25 protein-coding genes and 1 riboswitch are annotated in these 24,356 nt (G+C 72.6%); of the genes, 14 read left to right on the top strand and 11 right to left on the bottom strand.

The genetic code is table 11. The features are described from left to right. Positions 1-141: 141 nt before the first annotated feature. Positions 142-969: a methyltransferase gene (locus tag ACH4LD_RS16575; RefSeq protein WP_165951537.1), complete on the bottom strand. Its 828-nt coding sequence runs from the start codon at positions 967-969 to the stop codon at positions 142-144. A gap of 119 nt (positions 970-1,088) precedes the next feature. Then, complete coding sequence (locus tag ACH4LD_RS16570; RefSeq protein ID WP_398058579.1) at positions 1,089-1,712, bottom strand: SAV_6107 family HEPN domain-containing protein; 624 nt, start codon at positions 1,710-1,712, stop codon at positions 1,089-1,091. Between the two features lie 168 nt (positions 1,713-1,880). Here ACH4LD_RS16570 and ACH4LD_RS16565 point away from each other — a divergent pair, with 168 nt between their 5' ends. From ACH4LD_RS16565 to ACH4LD_RS16545, 5 genes are all read left to right on the top strand, one after another. Beyond that, on the top strand, positions 1,881-2,789 hold the full coding sequence (locus ACH4LD_RS16565) for an ATP-binding cassette domain-containing protein (protein WP_398058580.1): 909 nt from the start codon (positions 1,881-1,883) through the stop codon (positions 2,787-2,789). After that, a complete protein-coding gene (locus ACH4LD_RS16560; protein WP_398058581.1) occupies positions 2,761-4,845 on the top strand; it encodes a YhgE/Pip family protein in 2,085 nt (694 codons plus the stop codon). The genes ACH4LD_RS16565 and ACH4LD_RS16560 overlap by 29 nt, the downstream gene beginning before the upstream one ends. Positions 4,846-4,892: 47 nt before the next feature. Continuing rightward, complete coding sequence (locus ACH4LD_RS16555; protein WP_103815274.1) at positions 4,893-5,522, top strand: TetR/AcrR family transcriptional regulator; 630 nt, start codon at positions 4,893-4,895, stop codon at positions 5,520-5,522. Positions 5,523-5,984: 462 nt separating this feature from the next. Next, entirely contained in the window at positions 5,985-6,587 is a 603-nt protein-coding gene (locus ACH4LD_RS16550) for a DUF4126 domain-containing protein (RefSeq protein WP_398058582.1), read from the top strand. A 58-nt stretch (positions 6,588-6,645) separates the two neighbouring features. Then, entirely contained in the window at positions 6,646-8,175 is a 1,530-nt protein-coding gene (locus ACH4LD_RS16545; protein WP_398058583.1) for a phytoene desaturase family protein, read from the top strand. 125 nt (positions 8,176-8,300) lie between these two features. Here ACH4LD_RS16545 and ACH4LD_RS16540 read toward each other — a convergent pair whose 3' ends face one another. The 6 genes from ACH4LD_RS16540 to ACH4LD_RS16515 all read right to left on the bottom strand — a co-directional run bounded on the left by ACH4LD_RS16540 (position 8,301) and on the right by ACH4LD_RS16515 (position 13,156). Continuing rightward, positions 8,301-9,236 (bottom strand): hypothetical protein, encoded by a 936-nt coding sequence (locus ACH4LD_RS16540; RefSeq protein ID WP_398058584.1) that lies wholly within the window; start codon positions 9,234-9,236, stop codon positions 8,301-8,303. Positions 9,237-9,292: 56 nt separating this feature from the next. Further along, positions 9,293-10,216 carry a methylenetetrahydrofolate reductase [NAD(P)H] gene (gene metF / locus ACH4LD_RS16535; protein ID WP_103815280.1) on the bottom strand — a complete coding sequence of 308 codons (924 nt, stop codon included), beginning with the start codon at positions 10,214-10,216 and terminating at the stop codon, positions 9,293-9,295. A gap of 96 nt (positions 10,217-10,312) precedes the next feature. Further along, entirely contained in the window at positions 10,313-10,963 is a 651-nt protein-coding gene (gene thiE, locus ACH4LD_RS16530) for a thiamine phosphate synthase (protein ID WP_398058585.1), read from the bottom strand. Positions 10,964-11,057: 94 nt separating this feature from the next. Next, the gene (locus ACH4LD_RS16525; RefSeq protein ID WP_058080226.1) at positions 11,058-11,423 is read right to left on the bottom strand and encodes an Rv2175c family DNA-binding protein; all 366 of its coding nucleotides are present in this window, start codon (positions 11,421-11,423) and stop codon (positions 11,058-11,060) included. 111 nt (positions 11,424-11,534) lie between these two features. Then, complete coding sequence (locus ACH4LD_RS16520) at positions 11,535-12,767, bottom strand: FAD-dependent oxidoreductase (RefSeq protein WP_132783862.1); 1,233 nt, start codon at positions 12,765-12,767, stop codon at positions 11,535-11,537. 38 nt (positions 12,768-12,805) lie between these two features. Continuing rightward, positions 12,806-13,156, bottom strand: a complete 351-nt coding sequence (locus ACH4LD_RS16515) for a hypothetical protein (protein ID WP_398058586.1) — start codon at positions 13,154-13,156, stop codon at positions 12,806-12,808. Between the two features lie 53 nt (positions 13,157-13,209). Beyond that, positions 13,210-13,321: riboswitch (TPP riboswitch) on the top strand. On the opposite strand from ACH4LD_RS16515, the gene thiO reads away from it, so the two are divergent. The 6 genes from thiO to ACH4LD_RS16485 all read left to right on the top strand — a co-directional run bounded on the left by thiO (position 13,319) and on the right by ACH4LD_RS16485 (position 19,136). Next, positions 13,319-14,515 (top strand): glycine oxidase ThiO, encoded by a 1,197-nt coding sequence (gene thiO / locus ACH4LD_RS16510; protein WP_398058587.1) that lies wholly within the window; start codon positions 13,319-13,321, stop codon positions 14,513-14,515. Its footprint overlaps the riboswitch before it by 3 nt. Further along, on the top strand, positions 14,512-14,724 hold the full coding sequence (gene thiS / locus ACH4LD_RS16505; protein WP_398058588.1) for a sulfur carrier protein ThiS: 213 nt from the start codon (positions 14,512-14,514) through the stop codon (positions 14,722-14,724). The genes thiO and thiS overlap by 4 nt, the downstream gene beginning before the upstream one ends. 3 nt (positions 14,725-14,727) lie before the next feature. Further along, positions 14,728-15,522, top strand: a complete 795-nt coding sequence (locus ACH4LD_RS16500; RefSeq protein ID WP_398058589.1) for a thiazole synthase — start codon at positions 14,728-14,730, stop codon at positions 15,520-15,522. 117 nt (positions 15,523-15,639) lie between these two features. Next, positions 15,640-17,607: a Stk1 family PASTA domain-containing Ser/Thr kinase gene (pknB, locus tag ACH4LD_RS16495; protein WP_398058590.1), complete on the top strand. Its 1,968-nt coding sequence runs from the start codon at positions 15,640-15,642 to the stop codon at positions 17,605-17,607. A gap of 57 nt (positions 17,608-17,664) precedes the next feature. Next, positions 17,665-18,543: a deoxyribonuclease IV gene (locus ACH4LD_RS16490; RefSeq protein ID WP_398058591.1), complete on the top strand. Its 879-nt coding sequence runs from the start codon at positions 17,665-17,667 to the stop codon at positions 18,541-18,543. A 74-nt stretch (positions 18,544-18,617) separates the two neighbouring features. After that, the gene (locus tag ACH4LD_RS16485) at positions 18,618-19,136 is read left to right on the top strand and encodes a DUF4396 domain-containing protein (protein ID WP_398058619.1); all 519 of its coding nucleotides are present in this window, start codon (positions 18,618-18,620) and stop codon (positions 19,134-19,136) included. 12 nt (positions 19,137-19,148) lie between these two features. Here ACH4LD_RS16485 and ACH4LD_RS16480 read toward each other — a convergent pair whose 3' ends face one another. Then, on the bottom strand, positions 19,149-19,781 hold the full coding sequence (locus tag ACH4LD_RS16480) for a sulfite oxidase-like oxidoreductase (protein WP_132783856.1): 633 nt from the start codon (positions 19,779-19,781) through the stop codon (positions 19,149-19,151). A gap of 171 nt (positions 19,782-19,952) precedes the next feature. Between ACH4LD_RS16480 and bfr the strand changes: the two genes are divergently transcribed. Further along, a complete protein-coding gene (bfr, locus tag ACH4LD_RS16475) occupies positions 19,953-20,471 on the top strand; it encodes a bacterioferritin (RefSeq protein ID WP_398058592.1) in 519 nt (172 codons plus the stop codon). A 19-nt stretch (positions 20,472-20,490) separates the two neighbouring features. On the opposite strand, the gene ACH4LD_RS16470 is transcribed toward bfr, so the two are convergent. Together ACH4LD_RS16470 and ACH4LD_RS16465 are read right to left on the bottom strand one after the other, a co-directional pair. Continuing rightward, the gene (locus tag ACH4LD_RS16470) at positions 20,491-20,715 is read right to left on the bottom strand and encodes a (2Fe-2S)-binding protein (protein ID WP_132783855.1); all 225 of its coding nucleotides are present in this window, start codon (positions 20,713-20,715) and stop codon (positions 20,491-20,493) included. Positions 20,716-20,881: 166 nt separating this feature from the next. Then, positions 20,882-22,234 carry a class II 3-deoxy-7-phosphoheptulonate synthase gene (locus ACH4LD_RS16465; protein ID WP_132783854.1) on the bottom strand — a complete coding sequence of 451 codons (1,353 nt, stop codon included), beginning with the start codon at positions 22,232-22,234 and terminating at the stop codon, positions 20,882-20,884. 96 nt (positions 22,235-22,330) lie between these two features. Between ACH4LD_RS16465 and ACH4LD_RS16460 the strand changes: the two genes are divergently transcribed. Both ACH4LD_RS16460 and ACH4LD_RS16455 read left to right on the top strand, forming a co-directional pair. Beyond that, positions 22,331-22,387: a trp operon leader peptide gene (locus tag ACH4LD_RS16460; protein WP_078912442.1), complete on the top strand. Its 57-nt coding sequence runs from the start codon at positions 22,331-22,333 to the stop codon at positions 22,385-22,387. A 100-nt stretch (positions 22,388-22,487) separates the two neighbouring features. Continuing rightward, positions 22,488-24,344 (top strand): anthranilate synthase family protein, encoded by a 1,857-nt coding sequence (locus ACH4LD_RS16455; protein WP_398058593.1) that lies wholly within the window; start codon positions 22,488-22,490, stop codon positions 24,342-24,344. Positions 24,345-24,356: the final 12 nt, after the last annotated feature.

Here is a 24,356-nt window from a genome sequence, read left to right as displayed (position 1 = left end):
CGGTCTACCTCGATCATACGGCGCAAACCCCTCGATCGGGGGGCTTGTGGCGTACTCCATGCGCGCCCGAGGCGCTGATCAGCGGCTCGTCCCGCGTGTGCGCCCCGGTCCCGGTGATGCGCTGCCGAGCCGGTGGTGATCTCAGACCTCGTGGACGCCGGTGGTCTCACCGAGCACATGGAGCTGGGTGGCGACGGAGTGGAACGCGGGCAGTTCGGCCGCCGCGGCCTCCAGCTGCACCAGTGCGTCGAGGGCACCGGGCTCGGTGTCCACCAGGACCCCGGGCACCAGGTCGGCGAAGACGCGCACGCCGTGCACCGCGCCGACCCGCAGACCCGCGCCCTCCACCAGCGCGGTGAGCTGCTCGGCGGTGAAGCGACGGGGCATCGGGTCGCCGGCGCCCCAGCGGCCGTCGGGGTCCTGGAGCGCCTGCCGGGCCTCGGTGAAGTGGCCGGCCAGGGCGCGGGCGAGCACGGCACCGCCGAGACCGGCCGCGAGCAGGCTGAGGACGCCCTCGGTGCGCAGCGCGGCGACCGCGTTGCGGATGCCCTCGGCCGGGTCGTCGACGTATTCCAGGACGCCGTGGCACAGGACGGCGTCGTAGCCGCCGCGCTCGACCACGTCGAACAGGCCGTGCGCGTCGCCCTGGACGCCCCTGATCCGGTCGGCGACACCGGCCTCGGCGGCGCGGCGCTCCAGCGCGAACAGGGCGTTGGGGCTGGGGTCGACCACCGTGACGCGGTGTCCGAGGCGGGCGAGGGGCACGGCGAACCCGCCGCTGCCGCCTCCGGTGTCCAGGACGTCCAGCGAGTCCCGGCCCGCGGCCTTGACCCGGCGGTCCAGGGCGTCCTGCAACACCTCCCAGACCACGGCCGTACGGAGAGAGGCGCGAGGACGGGAGGGGTCGGAGCGCAGCGACGTCGTCTGGGGGTGGTGGTGGGAGACGGGCGGGCGCATCGGGTCCGACACGGCAGTTGACTCCTCGGCGGGGCGGGACTTCAGGCGATGTCCACCCTATTGCCTCCACGCCGTGCCTGGTCACCGCGACGGCGCCGACCCCGCGCGCCTCCCCGGCGGGGGGCCCGCGGTCAGCCCGCGTCCGGCAGATCACCTCCCGGACCAGCCCCCCTCCTCGGACCGCCTCCCCTCCCCGGACGATCCCCGCCGGTGCCGGTGCCGGTGTCACCGTCGACGGCGGCGGGGTCCTGGCGGGGCTGGGGCAGGACCGGCTGGAGGACCAGCATCCGCTCCACGATGCGGAGGAACATCTCCACGTCGCGTATCAGGTCGTCGGCGTCCCGCTGCCCGGCCGCTCCCTGGATGCCCGCCTCGGCGCGGGCGCGGCGCGCGGCGCCGGAGGCGAACAGCGCGCTCCACTCGGTCAGTTCCGGGGCGATCTCGGGCAGCACCTCCCAGGCGCTGCGGATCCGGGCCCGGCGGCGCGGGGAGGTCTCGGGCCGGCCCCGGGCGGCGAGCACGGCGGCGGCGGTGCGCAGGGCGGCGAGGTGGGCCGTCGCATAGCGCTCGTTCGGCGTGTCCAGGACGGTGGCCTCCTCCAGTCCGGCACGGGCCTGGGCGAGCAGGTCGAGGGCGGCGGGCGGGGCCGTGGCCCGGCGGAGCACGGGGTGCACATCGCTCGCCGGGCCGGTCAGTGAGGGGGCAGGGCCGGTGGCGCGGCGCCGACGGGCGGCGGCTGCGGACGAGTGGGCCATGACGAACCTCCTGTCGTCTGGGTGACGGCACGAATGCCGTATGTGCCCATCGTGCGGTATGCCACTGACAATCCGTTCTGACCTGGGCTTTTGCCTCGATCGTAGGTTCGGGCGTATTTTTGCACTGACCAGTCAGTTCAATTACGGCCTACGCCCGCAGGGGGGCTTGTGGACGACGCACACGGAACGGTCGGCACGGACGGACCCGTCGACGCGGGCGGACCCCTCGACGCGGGCGGCACGGCCGGCGCCGATGTCAGGGCCGAGGCGCTCGGGATCAGAGGGCCGCGGGGGTGGGTCTTCCGCGGTGTCACCCTGGACGCGGAGCCCGGCTCGCTGATCGCCATCGAGGGACCGTCCGGCTCCGGCCGCACGTGTCTGCTGCTCGCACTCACGGGACGGATGAAGCCCACCGAAGGAGTGGCCACCGTCGCCGGGTTCAAACTCCCCCGTCAGATGGCGGCCCTGCGCCGTGTCAGCGCGGTGGCGAACGTGACCGGCGTGACCGACCTGGAGCCGGCCCTCACCGTCGGGGAGCACCTGCGCGAACGGGCCCTGCTGCAGCGCAGGTTCGGCGACTCCCTGCGCCACCTGCTGCACCCCCGCGCCCAGCGCGCGTACGAGGCGCGGCTGCGGGTCGACGCGGCCCTGGCCGCCGCCGGACTCGACCTGGAGACGCTCCCGAAGGGCTCCCGGACGGCCGTACGCGACCTGGAACGGCCGCAGGAGTTGCGCCTGTCCCTCGCGCTGGCCCTGCTCGGCCGGCCCCGGCTGCTCGGGGTGGACGACGTCGACATGAAGCTCTCGGACGCCGAACGCGCCGAGATCTGGGACCTGTTGCGGTCGCTCACGCGCGCGGGCACGACGGTCCTGGCCGTGTGCCGTACCGCTCCCGCGGACTGCGTCACCGTGCCGACCGAGCCGGGGAAGACCGAGCCGAAGAGCAAGGGGCCGAAGAACAACGGGCCGGAGAAGAAGGGGCCCAGGAAGAACGGGCCGAGGAACGCCGGGCCGGAGGGCTCCGAGCCGGAGAAGGAGGACGCCGGTGATGCGCTCACCGAGGCTGGCCGCGCTTGAGCTGAGGCGCTTCGGGCGCGGGAAGCTCCCCAGGGCCGCCCTCGTCGCGCTGCTCGTGCTGCCCCTGCTGTACGGCGCCCTGTACCTGTGGTCGTTCTGGGACCCGTACGGCCGGCTGGACCGCATCCCGGTGGCCCTGGTGAACGACGACAAGGGCGCCACGGCGGGCGGCAAGAAGATCACCGCCGGTGACGACATCGTCGACGGACTGCGCGACAGCCGGACCTTCGAGTGGCACGAGGTGAGTGACGAGGAGGCCCGCGCGGGCGTCGAGGACGGCACCTACTACCTCTCGCTGACCATGCCGTCCGACTTCAGCAGCCGGATCGCGTCCAGTTCCGGCGACTCCCCGGAGACCGGCGCCCTTCAGGTGCGCACCAACGACGCGAACAACTACATCGTCGGCCAGATCTCCCGCACGGTCTTCAACGAGGTGCGCACGGCCGCCTCCACCAAGGCCTCCCGGAGCTTCCTGGACAAGATCTTCGTGTCCTTCTCCGACATCCACGACAAGACCGTCACGGCCGCGCAGGGCGCCGACAAGCTGAACAGCGGGATCGGGAAGGCGGAGAAGGGCTCCAAGGACCTCGCTGACGGGCTGAAGGACGCCAAGGGCGGCAGCGGGAAGCTGGCCAAGGGGCTGGAGAAGCTCGACACCGGCTCGGGCGACCTCCAGGAGGGCTCGCGCCAGGTGGCCGACGGCACCCAGGCGCTCGCCGACAAGGTCGACGGCGTCTACGCCCAGGCGGGCCCGTTCCTGAAGAACAACGAGAAGACCATCGGGGACACCGCACGGCTGGTCTCCGACTCGGCCAAGGCGGTCAAGGACAACCTGGACGTGCTGGTGAAGCTGGCGCCGGGTGCCGCGAAGACCGCGCACGCCTCCTCCGCCGTCCTGGACGAGGTCTACAAGGCGCGCTGCGAGAGCGCGACGGTCCCCGACCCGGCCTGCCCCGAGCTGAAGCGGGCCAGGACGGCCGCCGCCGAGGTGGCCACCGTCGCCGACGACCTCAACACGCTGATCGCGGACCAGGACGGCGACCTGAAGACGATGCGGGACAACCTGGGCACCCTCCAGAAGCAGGCCGACGCCCTCGCCGAGCGCGCACCGCACCTGTCCGAGGACGTCGAGGACGCCGTCAAGAAGATCGACAAGCTGAACACCGGGGCGCACCAGGTCGCCGCCGGTGCCGAGAAGCTGCACACCGGACTGGGCACCGCCCACACGGGCGCGGTCGCCCTGGACAAGGGCATCGGCACCGCGAAGTCGGGCGCCGAGACCCTCAACGGCGGCCTGTACAAGCTCTCCGACGGCTCGGGGAAGCTCGCCGGCGGACTGCACTCGGGCGCGAAGAAGATCCCGGACTACGACAAGCAGGACCGCGACCGGCGCACCGGCGTGATGGCCGACCCGGTCCAGCTCGCCTCGCACGACCTGCACAGGGCGCCGAACTACGGCACCGGTTTCGCCCCCTACTTCATCCCGCTGTCGCTGTGGGTCGGCGCGATGGTGGCCTACATGCTGATCCCGCCGCTCAACCGGCGCGCCCTCGCGGCCGGTGCCCCCGCCTGGCGGATCGCGGTGGCCGGCTGGCTCCCGGTGGCCGCGGTGGGCGTGCTCCAGGTGGCCGCCCTGATGGCCGTGCTGCACTGGGCGGTCGGCCTGCGGATGCTGCGGGCGGCCGGCACGATCGGCTTCCTGCTCCTGGTCACGGCCTGCTTCGCGGCGATCGTGCAGTGGCTGAACGCCCGCTTCGGCGCGGCCGGCCGGATCCTCGTGCTCGCGCTGCTGATGCTCCAGCTCACGTCGGCGGGCGGCACCTATCCCGTCCAGACCAGCCCGGGCTTCTTCAACGCGATCCACCCGTTCCTGCCGATGAGCTACATCGTGGAGGCGCTGCGCCGGCTGATCACGGGCGGCGGGCTCGGCCCGGTCTGGCTGGCGTGCGGTGTGCTCGCCGGGTTCACCGCCGGTGCCCTCGCGCTGACCGCCCTCGCGGCCCGCCGCCGCCAGGTGTGGACGCCGGCCCGGCTGCACCCGGAGCTGACCCTGTGATCCAGGGCGAGCGCCCGCACGCGCGCGTACCTGTGAGAATCGGGGCCATGGAAAGCAGCAGCGCCAAGGCCGGCGGCAGCACGCGCCGCGAGGCCACCCGGCAGAAGCTCTACGAGGCGGCCGTCACGCTCATCGCCGAGCAGGGCTTCTCCGCGACCACGGTGGACGAGATCGCCGAGCGGGCCGGGGTCGCGAAGGGCACGGTCTACTACAACTTCGCGAGCAAGTCCGTTCTCTTCGAGGAGCTGCTCAGGCACGGCGTCGGCCTGCTCACCGCCTCCCTGAAGGAAGCGGCCGAGCAGGCGGCGCGCGAGGGCCGCGGCAAGGTGGACGCGCTGGACGCGATGATCCGCGCGGGCCTGGTCTTCATCGACCGCTACCCGGCCTTCACCCAGCTGTACGTGGCCGAGCTGTGGCGCACCAACCGGGCCTGGCAGTCCACCTTGATGGTGGTGCGGCAGGAGGCGGTCGCGGTGGTGGAGGGGGTGCTGCGCGAAGGTGTCGCGGCCGGCGAGTTCAGCGACGAGATCGACGTCCAGCTGACGGCGGCGGCACTGGTCGGCATGGTCCTGGTGGCCGCGCTGGACTGGAAGTCGTTCCAGCCGGAGCGCTCCCTGGACGACGTGCACGCGGCCCTGTCCCGGCTGCTCCAGGGGCGGGTCAGCGGCAAGGTCTGAAGCGGGCGCACACGGTCAGGAAGGCACACACGGCCTGAGAGGGGTGAGCGGAAGGCGCCGGTCCACTGTGGACCGGCGCCTTCCCCTCCCCCGTGCCGCCACCGGGATTCCCCCGTTCTCCCCCGTTCCTCCCGGTGGCTCCCCCGGTGCTCCCCCGTACTTCCCTCCCGTACTCCCGTACGGGCTCCCCCGTCGCGGACCCCCGTGGTGGTCTTCCCCCGAGGCCCCCGTGTCTCGCTTCCGCCGACGGATCGGCGGAAGGAGCGGCCAGGGGGCGGGCGCCGTTCCGCCGCCCCGTGTCGGCGGTGCCGGGCCGCGCCCCTCTGCCGTGCCTCCACTCTTCCGTCCGCGCCGGTCCCGGCCCATCCGCGCGCGTACTCATCTGGCCGTCTGAGTACGCGTACTCAGCCGTCCGCGCGCGTGCCCACGCCCGCGGTCCGCCGCCTGGCTACGATCGCGTCCGTGTCCGTACTCCCTCTGGTCTTCACGAGCGGCTGGGCCAGCGGCGTCAACGCCTACGCGGTGGTGCTGCTGCTCGGCCTCTTCGGTGCGACCGGGGTCGCCGACGACGTCCCGCAGACGTTGCAGCGCCCCGAGGTGCTGATCGTCGCGGGTGTGCTGTTCCTGTGCGAGGCCGCCGCCGACAAGATCCCCTACGTCGACTCGCTGTGGGACTCCGTGCACACGGTGGTCCGGCCGCTCGCCGGTGCCTGGGTCGGGGCGCTGCTCGCCGGGCAGAGCGGCTCGCTCTCCGATGTGGCGGCCGGCCTGATCGGCGGTTCGACGGCGCTGGCGAGCCACGCCGTGAAGGCCGGGACGCGGATGGCGGTCAACACCTCGCCCGAGCCGTTCAGCAACATCGCGTTGAGCCTCGCCGAGGATCTCGGGGTCGGGGGCATCGTCACCTTCGCGGTGTTCCATCCGGAGGCGGCGGCGGTCGTCGCGGCCGTCCTGCTCGCCGGCGGGCTGTTGACCCTGCTGTTCCTCGTCTCGCGCATCCGCCGCTTCCTGCGTCGCCGGGCCCAGCGCCGGGAGGAGCGGCGCCTCGCCTCACGGGCCCCCTGACCTGCACGGGAGCCGCCCGGCGGCCGGGGTGTCAGTGGCGGTCGATAAAGTCACGGGCATGGCACGGATTGCGGTGATCGGCGCCGGGATGGGCGCGATGGCGGCTGCCGCCCGGCTGGCCGTCGCGGGCCACCGGGTGACGGTGTACGAACGGACGGAGACGTACGGCGGCGGGGTGCGCCGGTTCGAGCGGGACGGGTTCCGCTTCGACACGGGCCCGGGACTGCTGACACTGCCCGCCGTGTACCGCGACCTGTTCATCAAGACCGGCAAGGAACCGCTGGAGGACCTCGTCGAGCTGGTCCAGGTCGACCCGTCCTCGCGGCACGTCTTCGCGGACGGCACGCAGGTGTCCCTGCCCAACGCCTCCCGCGCGGGCGTCGTCGCGGCGCTGGACGAGGCGCTGGGCTCGGGGGCGGGCGAGCGCTGGGGCGACTTCCTGGTGCGGGCCCGCGAGGCATGGGACCGCACCCGCAGGCCGCTGCTGGAGGAGCCGCTGTGGCCCAACTGGCAGGTGCTGGCCGACAAGGAGCCGTATCCGGGCACCACGTACAAGCGGCTGCTGGGCAGGCGCCGCGTGGTCAAGCTGTTCGACATCGGCAGGCGGGAACTGCGCGACGCCCGGCTGGCACAGTTGCTGGACGGGTACGCGCTCGCGTACGGCGTCGACCCGGGCACCGCCCCGGCGAGCGCGGCCGTGCTGCCCTACATGGAGCACGCCTTCGGCACCTGGTACGTGCGCGGCGGCATCCGCGAGCTGGCGCGAGCGGTGTACGAGCGGTGCCGGAAACGGCGGGTCGAGTTCGTCTTCGGCGCCGAGGTCACCCGGATCCTGGAGAAGGACGGCCGCGCGGCCGGGGTGGAGCTGGCCGCCTCCCAGGGGCTCGGCTCCGGGGAGGGCACGGTGGCCGAGGCGGACTTCGTGGTCGGCCAGGGCCCGTGGAGACTGCGCGACCTGACGGGCCGGCAGGTGTACGGGGCCGAGGCCGTCGAACCGGAGCCGGAGGACCGGTATCCGGGCCGGGTGGTCGTGTGCCTGGCGCTGCGCGGGGCACGGGAGCCCGGCGCGGTGCACCGCACGGTGGTGCACGCGGCCGACGACGAGGGCGATCTGGATCTGTTCCGGCACGGTGTGCTGCCCGACCTGCCCACGACCGTCGTCGACCGGCCGGACGACCCCGCCCTGCGTCCCGACGGGGAGCACGAGAGCGTGGTGCTGACGGCGACGGTGCCGTCGGCGACGGAGTACGACTGGGCGGCGCCCGGTGCCGCCGACGCCTTCGCGGACCGGATGGTCGCCGCCGCCGAGCGGGCCGTGCCGGGGCTGCGCGAGCGGGTGCTGTGGCGCGAGGTCCGCACACCGCTGGACACCGAGCGGGAGACGGGAGCCGTGGGCGGTGCCGTGCCGCCGCCCGCGCTGGCCGCGCCGGAGGGAGTGCTGTATCCGGCCAACTCCACGGCGCTGCCCGGCCTGTTCGCCGTCGGCGGCTGGTCGCACCCGGGGGGCGGCCTCCCGCACGCCGGCATGTCGGGCGCGCTGGTGGCCGGCCTGATCGTGGAGGGCCCGGAGTTCCGCGGCTCGCAGTGAACGGGCGCCCGGTGAACGGGCTCCTGTGAACGGCGGGTTCGCACTGGACGGGCCTGCGGGGAAACGGGCTCCCGCCGGGCGGTCCCCCAGGCTGCCCGTGAGCGGGTGAGCCGGGGGCCGGACCGTCAGAAGCGGTACTGCTCGTCGTACCCGGCGCCGGACTGCGGCTGCTGTCCGCCCTGCTGGTGGGGATACGGCTGTTCCTGAGGGAGTTCGCCGCCGTAGGTCTCGTCGGTGCGCTGCTGCGGCACCCACACCCCGCCGGCCGGGGTCTCGCCGTAACCGCCGGTGGCGTACGGGTCCTGCGCGTAGCCCTGCTGCTGCTCGTACTGCTGGCCGTACCCCTGGTCGTAGGAGCCGTAGGGCTGGCTGCCGATGTACGGGTCGGAGTAGTTGGCGTACCCCTGCTGGGCCGCGCTGTCGTAGTCGTAACCCTGCTGCCCGTAGCCGGAGTAGTCGTAGGCGTAGCTCTGCTGGTCGCCCTGCTGGGCGGTGTGCGCGTGCGCGGGATCGCCGTAGACGCCGTAGTTGCCGGTGTCGTCGGGCAGGGGCTGGGGCTCGTAGACGGCGGTGGTCTCGGCGGCGGTGGGATCGGCCGTCCGGGCGGCGGCCGGGGTGAAGACGTCGTCGTGGTCGTAGTCGTCGTAGTCGCCGTGCGCCTGGCCGTGGGGCCCGTGGCCGGTGGCGTGCTCGGGGTCGCCGTCGTCGGCGGCCGGGGCGAACTCGGGGTCGGCGCCCTGCGGGTCCGGTGCGTGCCGGTCCGCCCGGCCGCGGCGCCGCTTGCTGCCGGTCGCCGCCTCGGGGCCGGGCCGCTTGACCGCCCAGCCGGAGGCGAAGCCGCGGCGGAACGACAGCGTGACGTAGGTCTGGCCGACCGCGAAGGCGATCGCGCCCAGCCCGATCACGATGACGGACGGCATCAGCACGCCGACCACGACGCCGAGGAAGCCGCCGAAGGCGAGGAGGCGCCAGCGCAGCCGCGCCTTGTACTGCAGCAGCACCTCGCCCAGCAACCACAGCGCGACGCCGCCGAACGCGATGTAGAGGACCGTCCAGCCCATGTACGCCCCTCTCCCAGTGACCGCTACGCAGTGTGTCGTATCGCGGTGCGGCCGGTCTAGGCCTGCGGGGGGTGGTGCAGGCCCAGGTTCTCGTAGATTTCCAGGGTCGCCGTGGAGTTGTTGAGCGTGATGAAGTGCAGTCCGGGCACTCCCTCGGCCAGCAGCCGCGCGCAGAACTCCGTGGCGAACTCGATACCGATGGAGCGTACCGCCGCCGGATCGTCCTTCGCTGTGAGGATCCGCTCTTTCAGGGCGTCCGGGACATGGGCGTTGCTGAGCTTCGGCAACCGTTCCAGCATCTTCACACTGGTGACGGGCAGGACTTCCGGGATGACCGGGGTCTCGCAGCCCGCGGCCGCCACGCGGTCGCGCAGGCGCAGATACGACTCCGGCTGGAAGAACATCTGCGTGATGGCGTAGTCGGCGCCCGCACGGCACTTGTCCACGAAGTGCGCGACGTCGGTGTCCCAGTCCGCGGAGCGCGGGTGCATCTCCGGGAACGCGGCGACGCCCACGCAGAAGTCGCCCGACTCCTTGATGAGCCGGACGAGTTCGGCCGCGTAGGTCAGGCCGCGGGGGTGCGGCACCCACTCGCCCATCGGGTCGCCGGGCGGGTCGCCGCGCACGGCGAGCATGTTGCGGATGCCGGCGTCCGCGTACTGGCCGATGATGTTGCGCAGTTCGGCGATGGAGTGGTCGACCGCGGTGAGGTGGGCGACCGGGGTCAGCGTGGTGTCCGCGACGATCTGCTGGGTCTCCTTGACCGTGCCCGCGCGGGTGGAACCGCCGGCGCCGTAGGTCACGGAGACGAAGTCGGGGGCGACCGCCTCGACCCGGCGGAGCGCGCTCCACAGGTTCCGCTCGCCCTTCGGGGTCTTCGGCGCCGAGAACTCGAACGAGTACGTCGTCTTGCCGGTGGCGAGGATGTCGCGCACGGTGCGTGCGCGATCAGTCCTGGTGGATGCGGTTCCGAGGGCCATACCGGCAGGTTAGCCAGGGGTGGGCGGTCCCCCAACCGGATGCCGGGAATTTGCCCGAATTGCCGCTCTCCTGTCCAGCAGATGGACAGAACGGCTCTAGCGGGCGTCCCGCAGCCGCTTCGCGAACTCCGTCGCCGCCGCGCCCGGATCGTCCGCCTCGGTGATCGCGCGGACCACGACCACCCGGCGGGCACCGGCGTCCAGCACCTGGTCCAGGTTGCCGAGGTCGATGCCGCCGATGGCGAACCAGGGGCGGTCGGTGCCGAGGCCCGCCGCGTAGCGGACCAGGTCCAGTCCGGGGGCGTGGCGGCCGGGCTTGGTCGGGGTGGGCCAGCAGGGACCGGTGCAGAAGTAGTCCACGCCCTCCTGGACGGCGGCAGCGGCGGCCTCCGCCTCGGCGTGCGTGGAGCGGCCGATCAGCACCCGGTCGCCGAGTATCGCCCGGGCCGCGGGGACCGGGAGATCGCCCTGGCCGAGGTGGAGCACATCGGCGCGGGCGGCATGGGCGACGTCGGCCCGGTCGTTGACCGCGAGCAGCTTGCCGTGCCGGGCGCACGCGTCGGCGAGGACCTCCAGGTGCTCCAGCTCCTCGGCGGCCTCCATGCCCTTGTCCCGCAGCTGCACGACGTCGACACCGCCGGCCAGGACCGCGTCCAGGAACTCGGGCAGGTCGCCCTGGCGCTTGCGGGCGTCCGTGCAGAGGTACAGGCGGGCGTCGGCGAGCGCGAAGCGGGCGGTGTCGGACATGCGTGGGTCCCCCCTGTGGTCGGTGTCCCTGGCGGTGGTGCGCGGTGGCGTACGGGCGTCCGGCCCGCACGCCACCTGCCCGCTGCGGATCGGCTCAGACGGCGAGCGCCTGGGCGCGGCGCTTCACCTCCGTGCCGCGATTCTCGCTCAGGGCCTGCGCGGGGGTGCCGGGCAGGGTCGGGTCGGGGGTGAAGAGCCACTCGATCATCTCTTCGACCGTGAAGCCGTCGTCCCGCAGGAGCGTCAGGGTCCCGGACAGGCCCTTGACGACCTTGTCCCCGTCGATGAAGGCGGCGGGGACGTGCAGCGCCCTGTTCTCACCCCGGCGTACGGCGATGAGCTGGCCCTCCTTGACCAGCTGCCGGACACGCGTCACCTCGACACCGAGCATGTCGGCGATGTCGGGCAGGGTGAGCCAGGCGGGGACGAGAGCATCGATCTTTGCGTCAATCTCGGTCACGTTTCCTAGCCTGCCATCCCCCACTGACAGTCGGAAGTCAGGCAGGTCCAGGCGGGAGGGTGGGCTCGGTGGCACCGCTCCTCGTAGCCGGCCTGATCCGGACGACAGAGTCTAGTCGGCCGTGGCGTTCTTCAGGGGCCGCGCCGGGTCGGTCAGTGCCTCGGGGTCCATCCGCCGGCCCGCCTCGATCAGACGGCGGCCCTGGGCCAGGTCGCGGGGGCGGCCGACGGCCAGCAGGGCCACCAGGCGGTCCTCGCGGAGCCAGCAGACCGTCCAGGACGGGCCCGCCGGGTCTCCGCGCCGGACCAGGCGGTCGGCCCCGGCGTGGTGACCGGCGTACTGGACGAAGCGGCCGAACTGCTCGGACCAGAAGTACGGCACCGGGTCGTAGACCGCCGGGGTCTCGCCGAGGATGTTCGCGGCGACCGTGCGGGGCCCCTGGAGGGCGTTGTCCCAGTGGTGGACGAGGAGCCGCTCGCCGTAGCGCGCCGACGGGAAGGAGGCGCAGTCGCCGACGGCGTACACACCGGGCACGGAGGTGCTCAGGCGGTCGTCGGTGAGGACCTCGCCGTGCGCGCCCAGCTCGATGCCGGAGCCGGCCAGCCAGCCGGTGGCGGGTCGGGCGCCGATGCCGACGACGACGGCGCCCGCGGGCAGCCGGGTGCCGTCGGCGAGCACCACCTCGCCGGGCTCGACGCGCTCCACGCGCGCGTGGGTGAGCAGTTCCGCGCCCGCCTCGGCGTACCAGGCGGCCATGGGCGCGGCGACCTCGGCGGGCAGCGCGCCGGCGAGCGGATGGTCGGCGGCCTCCACCACGGTCACCGCGCAGCCGGCCTCGCGGGCGGCGGTGGCGAACTCGGCGCCGATCCAGCCGGCGCCCACGACCACGATGTCGTGCTGCCGGGCGAGCACGGGGCGCAGCCGTTCGGCGTCGTCCAGGGTGCGCAGCAGATGCACGCCGGGCACGCCCTCGGTGCCGGGCAGCCGGACCGGTTCTGCGCCGGTGGCGAGGACGAGGACGTCGTACGGCACCGGGCCCGTCTCGGTGTCCAGCTCGTGGTCGGCGGGGCGTACGCCGTACACCTCACAGCCGAGCCGCAGCTCGACCGCGAGGGACTCGAAGTCCACCTCGAAGGCGGAGTCCTCGGCCTTGCCGAGCAGCACCGCCTTCGACAGCGGCGGCCGGTCGTACGGCTGGTGCGGCTCGGCGCCGATGATGGTCACGTCGCCCCGGAAACCCTGCTCCCGCAGGGCGACCGCGGTCTGCACCCCGGCCATGCCCGCGCCGACGACGACCACGCGTCGCGCCGCCGCCGTGCCCTCTTGCGCTGTCTGCTCGCTCACCCGATCACCATAGACAATCGACGCTGACGATCCGTCAGTCAGGGCGCGGGCTCGGTGACCTGCTCCACCACGCTCGTGCCGGAGCCGGCCTGGGACTCCCACTCCCAGGTCTCGTCCAGGCGCACCCGCCCGTCGGGCAGCTCGACGACCGTGGACACGCAGTGCCCCGACGAGGTCGTCCCGTCGGTCTTGAGCTGCACGTACCGGAAGTCCAGCCGGTCGCCCTCCCGGGTGCCGACCAGATGGCCGCGCACGACGTCACCGCCCGTGTACTCGGCCCAGATCTCGCCGTCCTTCTCGTGGTACGCGAACCGTGTGCGGGTACCCACCTGACCTGGGGCTTGGTCCGCCACGGGGGCGAGGATCAGTCCGTCGAGCGATCGGGCCATGGAACGAGGCTCCCTTACGGGTGAGGAGGGCGGCGGGCTAGGGTTGCCACCGTACAAGCACTCGCGGGAGCCCGGACGCACCGGGCTGAGAGGGAGGCTGGCGGCCTCCGACCGTACGAACCTGATCCGGGTCATGCCGGCGAAGGGAGGGGCTGGACGCCCATGTCGTCACGTACGTCCGACGTCCTCGTCATCGGGGGCGGGATCATCGGCCTGGTCACGGCCTGGCGCGCGGCGCAGCGCGGGCTCGCCACGGCCGTGGTGGACCCCGAACCCGGCGGCGGGGCCGCGCGGGTCGCGGCCGGGATGCTGGCCGCGGTCACCGAACTGCACTACGGCGAGGAGACCCTGCTCGCCCTGAACCTGGAGTCGGCCCGCCGCTACCCGGCGTTCGCGGCCGAGCTGAGCGAACTGACCGGCCATGACCTCGGCTACCGCCGCTGCGGCACCCTCGCCATCGCCCTGGACGCCGACGACCGTGCCCACCTGCGCGAGCTGCACGCGCTCCAGCGGCGCTCGGGCCTCGCCTCGGAGTGGCTGTCGGGGCGGGAGTGCCGGCGCCTGGAGCCGATGCTGGCGCCGGGGGTGCGGGGCGGGCTGCGGGTCGACGGCGACCACCAGATCGACCCGCGCCGGCTGGCGGCGGCCCTGGTGGCCGCGTGCGAGCGGACCGGTGTGGTGTTCCACCGGGCGTGGGCGCAGCGGCTGGACGTGGTACGGGACCGGGCCACCGGGGTCACCACGGCGGACGGCACGGCGCTGCGCGCGGACCGGGTGGTGCTCGCGGCCGGCAGTCTGAGCGGGCGCCTCGCGGGCGTGCCGGACGAGCTGCTGCCTCCGGTGCGGCCGGTGAAGGGGCAGGTGCTGCGGCTGACCGTGCCCCCGCGGTACGCGCCGTTCCTGAGCCGGACCGTGCGGGCCGTGGTGCGGGGCAGCCAGGTGTACCTGGTGCCCCGGGAGAACGGCGAGCTGGTCGTCGGCGCCACCAGCGAGGAGCTGGGCTGGGACACGACGGTCACCGCGGGGGGCGTGTACGAGCTGCTGCGCGACGCGCACGAGCTGGTGCCCGGCATCACCGAGCTGCCGCTGACCGAGACCCGGGCCGGGCTGCGCCCCGGCTCCCCGGACAACGCGCCGCTGCTCGGCCCGTCCGGGCTGGCCGGGCTGCTGCTGGCCACCGGGCACTACCGCAACGGGGTGCTGCTCACACCGGTCACCGGGGACGTGCTGGCGCACGCGCTGGTCACCGGTGAGCTTCCGGAGGAGGCGCGTCCGTTCACGCCGCGGCGCTTCGGCACCGCGTCCGGGGAAGACGCCGCGCGCGTGGAGACGATGGAGGAGCTGGAGCAGCCCGCATGAACAGCCAGGTCATGATTTCCGTCAACGGGGAGCGTCGGGAGATCGCCCCGGGGACCGTCCTCGACACCCTCGTCCGGACCCTCACCGCCGCCCCGCGCGGGGTGGCCGCCGCCGTCAACGAGACCGTCGTCCCACGCGCGCAGTGGGCGACGACCGCGCTCGCCGACGGTGACCGGGTCGAAGTGCTCACCGCCGTGCAGGGAGGCTGAGCCATGGCCGACGATCCCCTGGTCCTCAGTGACCTGACCTTCTCCTCCCGGCTGATCATGGGCACGGGCGGGGCGCCCAGCCTGGACGTGCTGGAGCGGGCACTGGTCGCCTCCGGTACGGAACTGACCACGGTCGCGATGCGCCGGGTGGACCCCTCCGTGCACGGCTCGGTGCTGTCGGTGCTGGAGAAGCTCGGCATCCGGGTGCTGCCGAACACTGCCGGCTGTTTCACCGCGGGCGAGGCCGTGCTGACCGCCCGGCTGGCCCGGGAGGCACTGGGCACGGACCTGGTGAAGCTGGAGGTCATCGCCGACGAGCGGACGCTGCTGCCGGACCCGGTGGAGCTGCTGGAGGCGGCTGAGACGCTGGTGGACGACGGGTTCACGGTGCTGCCGTACACGAACGACGATCCGGTGCTCGCGCGCAAGCTCCAGGACGTCGGGTGCGCCGCGGTGATGCCGCTCGGGTCGCCGATCGGGTCCGGGCTGGGCATCCGCAACCCGCACAACTTCCAGCTCATCGTGGAGCACGCGCGTGTGCCGGTGATCCTGGACGCGGGCGCCGGTACGGCGTCGGACGCGGCACTGGCGATGGAGCTGGGGTGCGCGGGGGTGATGCTCGCCTCCGCGGTGACCCGGGCCCAGGAGCCGGAGCTGATGGCCTCCGCCATGAAGCTCGCGGTGGAGGGGGGCCGGCTGGCCCGGCTGGCCGGGCGGATTCCCCGCAGGTACCTCGCCGAGGCGTCGTCACCCGCGGAGGGGCTGGCCGTGCTGGATCCCGAGCGTCCCGCGTTCTGAACCGGTGCCGCGGTTCCGGGCCGGGACGTCGTGGGTGCGTCACAGGTCGGCTGCAGTGCTGGTGGAAAGCGGTCTCGGCGCGGGAACTGCCGGTGCTCCCTCGTAGACTCGCCTCTCGTGGATACGACCCTTCAGGACCCCCTCGTCGGGCAGGTGCTCGACGGCCGGTACCGCGTCGACGCGCGGATCGCGGCCGGCGGGATGGCCACGGTCTACCGGGCCCTGGACACCCGCCTGGACCGTGTGCTCGCGCTGAAGGTGATGCACCCGACGCTCGCGGCCGACGGCGCGTTCGTCGAGCGGTTCATCCGGGAGGCCAAGTCCGTCGCCCGGCTGGACCACCCCAACGTGGTGCAGGTCTTCGACCAGGGGACCGACGGGTCGTACGTCTACCTGGCGATGGAGTACATCGCCGGCTGCACCCTGCGGGACGTGCTGCGCGAGCGGGGCGCGCTGCAGCCGCGGGCCGCGCTGGACATCCTGGAGCCGGTGCTCGCCGCGCTCGGTGCCGCGCACCGGGCCGGGTTCGTGCACCGCGACATGAAGCCCGAGAACGTGCTGATAGGCGACGACGGCCGGGTCAAGGTCGCCGACTTCGGGCTGGTGCGCTCCGTGGACACGGTGACCAGCACGACGGGCGCCGTGCTCGGGACCGTCTCCTATCTCGCGCCGGAGCAGATCGAGCAGGGCGCCACCGACCCGCGCGTCGACGTGTACGCGTGCGGTGTGGTCCTGTACGAGATGCTGACGGGCGCCAAGCCGCACTCCGGGGACTCCCCGGCCCAGGTGCTCTACAAGCACCTCCACGAGGACGTGCCGCCGCCCTCGCAGCTCGTGCCCGGCCTGCCGTACCCGCTGGACGAGCTGGTCGCGTCGGCCACCGCGCGCACCCCGGACATCCGGCCGCACGACGCCGTGGCCCTGCTCGCCCAGGCGCGCGAGGCCCGTCTGTCGCTGACCGACGAGCAGCTGGACGCGCTGCCGCCGCAGGCGCTGACCGCCGAGCACGACAACGCCGAGGACCGCACGAGCGTGATCCCGCGCGCGCTCACCTCCCCCGCGCTCGGCTTCGCTCGCGCGGGGGGACCCCCATCCGGTCCGCTGCCCGTCGACGAGGACACGGACGCCCCTGGGGACGCAATCGACCGCACCGCCCGGTTCCAGAGCCCGCCGCTGCCGCCCCGCCGGCGCCCGGGGCGGCCCCGGCGCGCGGTACTGGCGGTGATCGCGGCCGTGCTGGTGGTGTTCGGTGTGGGCGCCGGGGTCTGGTACATCAACTCCGGCCAGTTCACCAAGGTGCCGCCGCTGCTGGCCAAGACGGAGGCGCAGGCCAAGGAGCGGCTGAAGTCGGCCGGGCTGGACGTCGGGCAGGTCAAGCGCGCGTACAGCGACACGGTCGAGCGCGGCACAGTGATCGACACCGACCCGGCGCCCGGCGCGCGCATCCGGGACCACGACTCCGTGACGCTGACCGTGTCGCTGGGACCGAAGACGGTGGACGTCCCGGACGTGGCGGGCCAGTCACTCGCCAAGGCGCGGGCGCGGCTGAAGGCGGAGGACCTGGAGCCGGGCATGGTCACCCGGGAGTTCAGCGACGACGTCCCCAGGGGCTCGGTGATCGGTACGACACCGGAGGCGGGCACCGAGCGGCACGCGGGTTCGGCGATCGCGCTGATCGTCAGCAAGGGCAGCCCGATCGACGTGCCGGACGTCACCGGTGACGACCTGGAGAGCGCGAAGCAGGAGCTGACGGACGCCGGGCTGAAGGTGAAGGTGGCCGGGGAGCGGATCAACTCCGAGTACGACGAGGGCGCGGTCGCCGCGCAGAGCCCGGGTGACGGCCGCGAGGCGGCCGAGGGCGACACGGTGACGCTGACACTGTCCAAGGGCCCGGAGATGATCGAGGTCCCGGACGTGGTCGGGGACAGCGTGGACGACGCCCACCAGGCCCTGGAGGACGCCGGGTTCGAGGTGAAGGAGGACCGCGGGCTGCTCGGGCTGTTCGGGGACACCGTGAAGAAGCAGTCGGTGGACGGCGGCGACGAGGCGCCCAAGGGGTCGACGATCACGATCACCATCCGGTGACAGGTCTCACCGGGGAGCGCGGTCCGGGCGCGGGGGCGGACATGACACCCTGAACGGGTGAGTCCCGTTCAGTCCCCCCTCCCCCGCAACCCCGTCGGCGGCCATGTGCCCGTGGCCGGTGGTCTCCACTCCGTCGGGCTGTCGTACGCCCGTGACCTGAAGGCCGAGACTGTGCAGGTCTTCGTCGCCAATCCGCGTGGCTGGGCCACGCCCGCCGGGAACCCGCGGCAGGACGAGGCGTTCCGCACGGCCTGTGCCGAGGAGTCGGTCCCGGCGTACGTGCACGCGCCGTACCTGATCAACTTCGGCTCGCACACGGAGGCCACCGTGGAGCGGTCGGTCGAGTCGCTGCGGCACTCGCTGCGGCGCGGGCGGGAGATCGGGGCACTGGGTGTCGTGGTGCACACCGGGAGCGCCACCGGCGGGAGGACGCGGGAGGTCGCGCTGAAGCAGGTGCGCGCGCGTCTGCTGCCGCTGCTGGACGAGCTGACCCACGACGACGACCCGTTCCTGCTGCTGGAGTCGACCGCCGGGCAGGGCGCCTCGCTGTGCTCGCGGACCTGGGACTTCGGGCCGTACTTCGAGGCGCTGGACGCGCATCCGAAGCTGGGCGTGTGCCTGGACACGTGCCACATCTTCGCCGCCGGGCACGACCTGACCGGGCCGGACGGCATGCACCAGACCCTGGACCTGCTGGTGGACACCGTCGGCCCCGGCCGGCTGAAGCTGATCCACGCCAACGACTCCAAGGACGTGGTGGGCGCCCACAAGGACCGGCACGAGAACATCGGCGCCGGCCACATCGGGGAGGACGCGTTCCGGGCGCTCATGACCCACCCCGCGACCGAGGGCGTACCGCTGGTCATCGAGACGCCCGGCGGCAAGGAGGGACACGCGGCGGACGTGGAGCGGCTGAAGAAACTGCGCGACGACTGACCGTTGGGGAATACCCCCACGGGGTATATGGTTCCCGCAGGGCGCAGGAGCCGTCATCCGACATGGGGGTAGTCATGCAGCACGAGGCGCACGCGGCACACGCACAGCACCACGGGCCCGCCGACACGGACCACCGGGGACACCACCACGCGCCCCCCGCCACCTGGGCCATGGCCGTCCAGGCCACCCTGCACTGCCTCACCGGCTGCGCCATCGGCGAGGTGCTCGGCATGGTCGTCGGCACGGCCTTCGGCTGGGGCAATCCGCCGACCATGGTGCTGGCGATCGTCCTGGCCTTCGTCTTCGGCTACTCGCTCACCCTGCGCGGGGTCCTGCGGGCCGGCGTCGACTTCCGTACGGCCTTCCGGGTGGCGCTGGCCGCGGACACCCTGTCCATCGTCGTGATGGAGCTGATGGACAACGGGGTGATCCTGGTCTGGCCGTCGGCGATGGACGCCACGCTGGGCGACGCACTGTTCTGGATCTCGCTCGCGGTCTCGTTCGTGATCGCCTTCATGGTGACCACCCCGGTCAACAAGTGGATGATCGGTCGGGGCAAGGGCCACGCGGTGGTGCACCGGTACCACCACTGAGCGGGCCGGGGATCAGAGCTCGGGGCCGTCCCCGGGCTCCTCCTGGTAGGAGTAGCGCTGCTCCTTCCAGGGATCGCCGATGTTGTGGTAGCCGCGCTCCTCCCAGAAGCCGCGGCGGTCGGCGGTCATGTACTCCACGCCCCGGACCCATTTGGGCCCCTTCCAGGCGTACAGGTGGGGCACGATCAGCCGGACCGGGAAGCCGTGCTCGGCGGTGAGCAGCTCACCGTCCTTGTGGGTGGCGAAGATCGTGCGGTCGGAGAGGAAGTCCGCGAGGCGCAGGTTCGAGCTGAAGCCGTACTCCGCCCAGACCATCACATGGGTGACGTCCGGCGCCGGCGGGGCGAGGTCCACGATCGCGCGGGCCGGGATGCCGCCCCACTCCGCGCCGACCATGCTGAACTTCGTCACGCAGTGCAGATCGGCCACCACCGTGGTGTACGGCAGGGCCGTGAACTCCTCGTGGTCCCAGGTGTGCTTGTCACCGTCGGCGGTGGCGCCGAAGACCCTGAACTCCCAGCGCTCGGGCCGGAACTTCGGGACCGGCCCGTAGTGCGTGACCGGCCAGCCGCGCTGGAGCCGCTGACCCGGCGGAAGCTCGGAACCTGCCGCTGCCCCAGACTCTCGCTCCACCGGATGACCCATGTATCCATCCTGACAGACCTCGGGCAGTGCCCCTGACCACCCACTCCCGAACCGGACAACTATCATCAACTTGGGACGAACTTACTAAGTGCGTACTTACTGGACGATCTTCCTCACCGGTGCAATCATGCGGCGCTATCGGCCGGGTCCACCTGGAAGGAGTCCACAGCGATGCAAGGCGACCCCGAGGTCATCGAACTGCTCAACGAACAGCTGACCGCCGAGCTGACCGCGATCAACCAGTACTTCCTGCATGCCAAGCTCCAGGACCACAAGGGGTGGACGAAGCTCGCCCGGTACACGCGCGCGGAGTCGTTCGACGAGATGCGGCACGCCGAGGTCCTCACCGACCGCATCCTGCTCCTCGACGGCCTGCCCAACTACCAGCGGCTCTTCCATGTGCGGGTCGGGCAGACGGTGACCGAGATGTTCCAGGCCGACCGGCAGATCGAAATCGAGGCCATCGACCGGCTGCGCCGGGGCGTCCAGGTGATGCGCGAGAAGGACGACATCACGTCGGCGAACGTCTTCGAGGCGATCCTGGCCGACGAGGAGCACCACATCGACTACCTGGACACCCAGCTGGAACTGGTGGACAAGCTGGGCGAGGCGCTCTACCTGTCGACCGTCATCGAGCAGAGCCAGCCCGACTCCTCGGGGCCGGGCACGGGCGGCTTCTCCACCCACTGAGCCCGCGCGGGGGCGGACGCTACGCGGCGTCGTCCAGCGGTACGAGGGCCGGGGAGCGCTGGTCGATCAGTTCCCGGCGGGGGCAGGCGCCACGGCCGAGCAGCGCCTGGATGCGCCGCACGCAGCCGCCGCAGTCGGTGCCCGCCTTGCAGGCCGAGGCTATCTGGCGCGGGGTGCAGGCACCGTTCTCCGCGTGCTGCTTGACCTGGTCCTCGGTGACACCGAAGCAGCTGCAGACGTACACGCGGATTCACCTCCCGACGGGGTCACTGTTCCTGCCACCCCATTTCCGGTGAGGCAAACCTAACCTTACCCATCCCCCGGTGGCCACAAAAGTGGCAGGGGCGCGGATCGGATGTGATCCGCGCCCCAGGACTCCGCGTCACCGGACGGTCGCTACCGGTCCCCGGTCACTGGTCCCGGTACATCTCGGCCACCAGGAACGCCAGGTCCAACGACTGGCTGCGGTTCAGCCGCGGGTCGCAGGCCGTCTCGTAGCGCTGGTGCAGGTCGTCCACGAAGATCTCGTCGCCGCCGCCCACGCACTCGGTGACGTCGTCGCCGGTCAGCTCCACGTGGATGCCGCCCGGGTGGGTGCCCAGCGCCTTGTGGACCTCGAAGAAGCCCTTGACCTCGTCGAGCACGTCGTCGAAGCGGCGGGTCTTGTGCCCGGAGGCCGCCTCGAACGTGTTGCCGTGCATCGGGTCGGTCACCCAGGCCACCGTCGCACCGGACGCCGTGACCTTCTCGACCAGCTCGGGGAGCTTGTCGCGGATCTGGCCGGCGCCCATGCGGACGATGAAGGTCAGCCGGCCCGGCTCCCGCTCGGGGTCGAGGCGGTCGATGTAGCGCAGCGCCTCCTCGGCCGTGGTGGTCGGGCCGAGCTTGATGCCGATCGGGTTGCGGATCTTCGAGGCGAACTCGATGTGCGCGTGGTCCAGCTGCCGGGTGCGCTCGCCGATCCACACCATGTGCGCCGAGACGTCGTACAGCTTGCCGGTGCGGGAGTCGACCCGGGTCAGGGCGGACTCGTAGTCCAGCAGCAGCGCCTCGTGGGAGGAGAAGAACTCGACGGTCTTGAACTCCTCCGGGTCGGTGCCGCAGGCCCGCATGAAGTTCAGCGCGTTGTCGATCTCGCGCGCGAGCTGCTCGTAGCGCTGGCCCGACGGCGAGGTCCGCACGAAGTCCTGGTTCCAGGCGTGCACCTGGCGCAGGTCGGCGTAACCGCCGGTGGTGAAGGCGCGTACCAGGTTCAGCGTCGAGGCCGACGCGTGGTACATGCGCTTCAGCCGCTCCGGGTCCGGGATGCGGCTGGCCTCGGTGAAGTCGAAGCCGTTGACGGAGTCGCCCCGGTACACCGGCAGCGTCACGCCGTCGCGGGTCTCGGTGGGCTTGGAGCGGGGCTTGGAGTACTGGCCCGCGATCCGGCCGACCTTGACCACGGGCACGGAGGCCGCGTAGGTGAGGACGGCACCCATCTGGAGCAGCGTCTTGAGCTTGTTGCGGATGTGGTCGGCGGACACCGCGTCGAACGCCTCGGCGCAGTCGCCGCCCTGGAGGAGGAACGCCTCTCCCTTGGCGACGGCCGCCATCCGGGCGCGCAGCTGGTCGCACTCGCCCGCGAAGACGAGCGGCGGATACGACTCAAGGTCCGCGATCACTGCGCGCAGAGCCTCGGGGTCGGGGTACTCGGGCTGCTGCGCCGCGGGCAGGTTTCGCCAGGTGTTGCCAGCGCTCGGGCTGGTCTTAGCGTTCACGGTCACGAGCTCCACATTACGGGGTGATGTCGTGGGGTCCTGCCGGTGCTCATTTGATGAGACACCGTGTGCACAGTGCGGACGTGGGATAGGCTGCACGGCATGTTCGCGCTTTCGACCCAGAACTGGTGGTGGACCGCTCATCCGGCGGCCCACTGACTGCGCGTACGCAAGACTTCGCGAAGGCCGCCCGAGGGGCGGCCTTCGGCGTGTCCGGGGCCGTTCCTCTCCGTCAGACGACTCAGAAGGAGCCCGACCCGTGGACCTCATGGACCTGCTGTCCGATCCCCGCCCCTTCGCCCTGCTCCGCCGCCGCACCCCGGGCCGTGACGAGCACCTGGTGGAGGTGCTGCTCGGCCCGGTGACCAGCCGGGACCGGCTCGCCGACCTGCCCGACGAGGGTCTCGCCCTGGTCCCGTTCCGGCAGATCCGCGAGCGCGGCTTCGACGTCCGCGACGACGGCACCCCGCTGCTGGTGCTGACCCCGCAGGAGACGCACACGCTGCCGCTGGACGAGGCCCTGGCCCAGCTCCCCGCGCACGACGTACGGGTCGAGGGCGGCGGCTTCGACGTGGGCGACGAGGAGTACGCGGAGACCGTCGGGCGGGTGCTGCGCGAGGAGATCGGGCGGGGCGAGGGCGCCAACTTCGTGATCCGGCGCACCTACGAGGGCGAGATCCCCGGCTTCAACCGCGCGGACGCGCTCGCGCTGTTCCGGCGGCTGCTGGAGGGCGAGCGGGGCGCGTACTGGACGTTCGTGGTGCACACCGGGGAGCGGACGCTGGTGGGGGCGAGTCCGGAGGTGCACGTGCGGATGAGCGGCGGGACCGTCGTGATGAACCCGATCAGCGGGACGTACCGCTATCCCGCCGAGGGGCCGACCCCCGAGCACCTGCTCGGCTTCCTCGCCGACGGCAAGGAGACCGAGGAGCTGTCGATGGTCGTCGACGAGGAGCTCAAGATGATGTGCACCGTCGGCGACATGGGCGGGGTCGTCGTCGGCCCGCGGCTGAAGGAGATGGCTCACCTCGCACACACCGAGTACGAGCTGCGCGGCAGGTCCTCGCTGGACGTGCGGGAGGTGCTGCGGGAGACCATGTTCGCGGCGACGGTGACCGGGTCGCCGGTACAGAACGCGTGCCGGGTGATCGAGCGGCACGAGGCCGGTGGGCGCGGGTACTACGCCGGGGCGCTCGCCCTGCTCGGGCGGGACTCCGGGGGCGCGCAGACCCTCGACTCCCCCATCCTGATCCGCACCGCCGACATCGGTGCCGACGGCCGGCTGCGCGTCCCGGTGGGGGCGACGCTGGTGCGCGGCTCCGATCCGGCGGGCGAGGTCGCGGAGACCCACGCGAAGGCGGCGGGCGTGCTGGCCGCCCTCGGGGTACGGCCGTCCCGGCCGCGGGCGGAGCGGGAGCGTGCGCGGCTGGCCGACGATCCGCGGGTGCGGGCCGCGCTGGACGGGCGCCGGGCCGGACTCGCGCCGTTCTGGCTGCGGATGCAGGAGCGCACGCCGGAGCCGGCCGGCCACGCGCTGGTGGTCGACGGCGAGGACACCTTCACGGCGATGCTGGCGCACGTGCTGCGCTCGGGCGGCCTGGAGGTGACGGTACGGCGGTACGACGAGCCGGGACTGCGGGCGGCGGTGCTCGCGCACCGGGGGCCGGTGGTGCTGGGCCCCGGCCCGGGTGACCCGCGTGACGGGGCCGATCCGAAGATGCGCTTCCTGCGCGAACTGGCGGCCACCGTGATCCGTGAGCACCGGCACGGGGTGCTGGGCGTCTGCCTGGGGCATGAGCTGGTCGCGGCCGAGCTCGGTCTGGAGCTGGTCCGCAAGGAGGTGCCGTACCAGGGGGCGCAGACGGAGATCGACCTGTTCGGGCGGCCGGAGACGGTCGGCTTCTACAACAGCTTCGTCGCGCGGTGCGACGAGGAGGCGGCCCGCGAACTGGCGGCGCACGGCGTCGAGGTGAGCCGCGCGGCCAACGGCGAGGTGCACGCCCTGCGGGGCCCCGGCTTCGCGGGCGTGCAGTTCCACCCCGAGTCGGTGCTGACCCTGAACGGCGCGGCGGTCGTACGGGAGCTGATCGGTCAGCTGCGCCGCACGACCGTGTAGCCGCCGGGGGCC

The sequence above is a fragment of the Streptomyces sp. NPDC017676 genome, from assembly GCF_044329325.1.
Lineage (GTDB): Bacteria > Actinomycetota > Actinomycetes > Streptomycetales > Streptomycetaceae > Streptomyces.
The sequence above is the reverse complement of the archived record's forward strand: the minus strand, read 5'-3'. Positions and strand labels throughout refer to the sequence as shown.

Bases quoted from the DNA above. Each gene is read 5' to 3' on its own strand.
- ACH4LD_RS16570 (WP_398058579.1), bottom strand. From the start codon at position 1,712: ATGGCCCACTCGTCCGCAGCCGCCGCCCGTCGGCGCCGCGCCACCGGC.
- metF (WP_103815280.1), bottom strand. From the start codon at position 10,216: ATGGCCCTCGGAACCGCATCCACCAGGACTGATCGCGCACGCACCGTG.
- ACH4LD_RS16540 (WP_398058584.1), bottom strand. From the start codon at position 9,236: ATGGGCTGGACGGTCCTCTACATCGCGTTCGGCGGCGTCGCGCTGTGG.
- ACH4LD_RS16560 (WP_398058581.1), top strand. From the start codon at position 2,761: ATGCGCTCACCGAGGCTGGCCGCGCTTGAGCTGAGGCGCTTCGGGCGC.
- bfr (WP_398058592.1), top strand. From the start codon at position 19,953: ATGCAAGGCGACCCCGAGGTCATCGAACTGCTCAACGAACAGCTGACC.
- ACH4LD_RS16500 (WP_398058589.1), top strand. From the start codon at position 14,728: ATGGCCGACGATCCCCTGGTCCTCAGTGACCTGACCTTCTCCTCCCGG.
- ACH4LD_RS16545 (WP_398058583.1), top strand. From the start codon at position 6,646: ATGGCACGGATTGCGGTGATCGGCGCCGGGATGGGCGCGATGGCGGCT.
- ACH4LD_RS16515 (WP_398058586.1), bottom strand. From the start codon at position 13,156: ATGGCCCGATCGCTCGACGGACTGATCCTCGCCCCCGTGGCGGACCAA.
- thiS (WP_398058588.1), top strand. From the start codon at position 14,512: ATGAACAGCCAGGTCATGATTTCCGTCAACGGGGAGCGTCGGGAGATC.
- ACH4LD_RS16555 (WP_103815274.1), top strand. From the start codon at position 4,893: ATGGAAAGCAGCAGCGCCAAGGCCGGCGGCAGCACGCGCCGCGAGGCC.
- ACH4LD_RS16480 (WP_132783856.1), bottom strand. From the start codon at position 19,781: ATGGGTCATCCGGTGGAGCGAGAGTCTGGGGCAGCGGCAGGTTCCGAG.
- thiO (WP_398058587.1), top strand. From the start codon at position 13,319: ATGTCGTCACGTACGTCCGACGTCCTCGTCATCGGGGGCGGGATCATC.
- ACH4LD_RS16485 (WP_398058619.1), top strand. From the start codon at position 18,618: ATGCAGCACGAGGCGCACGCGGCACACGCACAGCACCACGGGCCCGCC.
- thiE (WP_398058585.1), bottom strand. From the start codon at position 10,963: ATGTCCGACACCGCCCGCTTCGCGCTCGCCGACGCCCGCCTGTACCTC.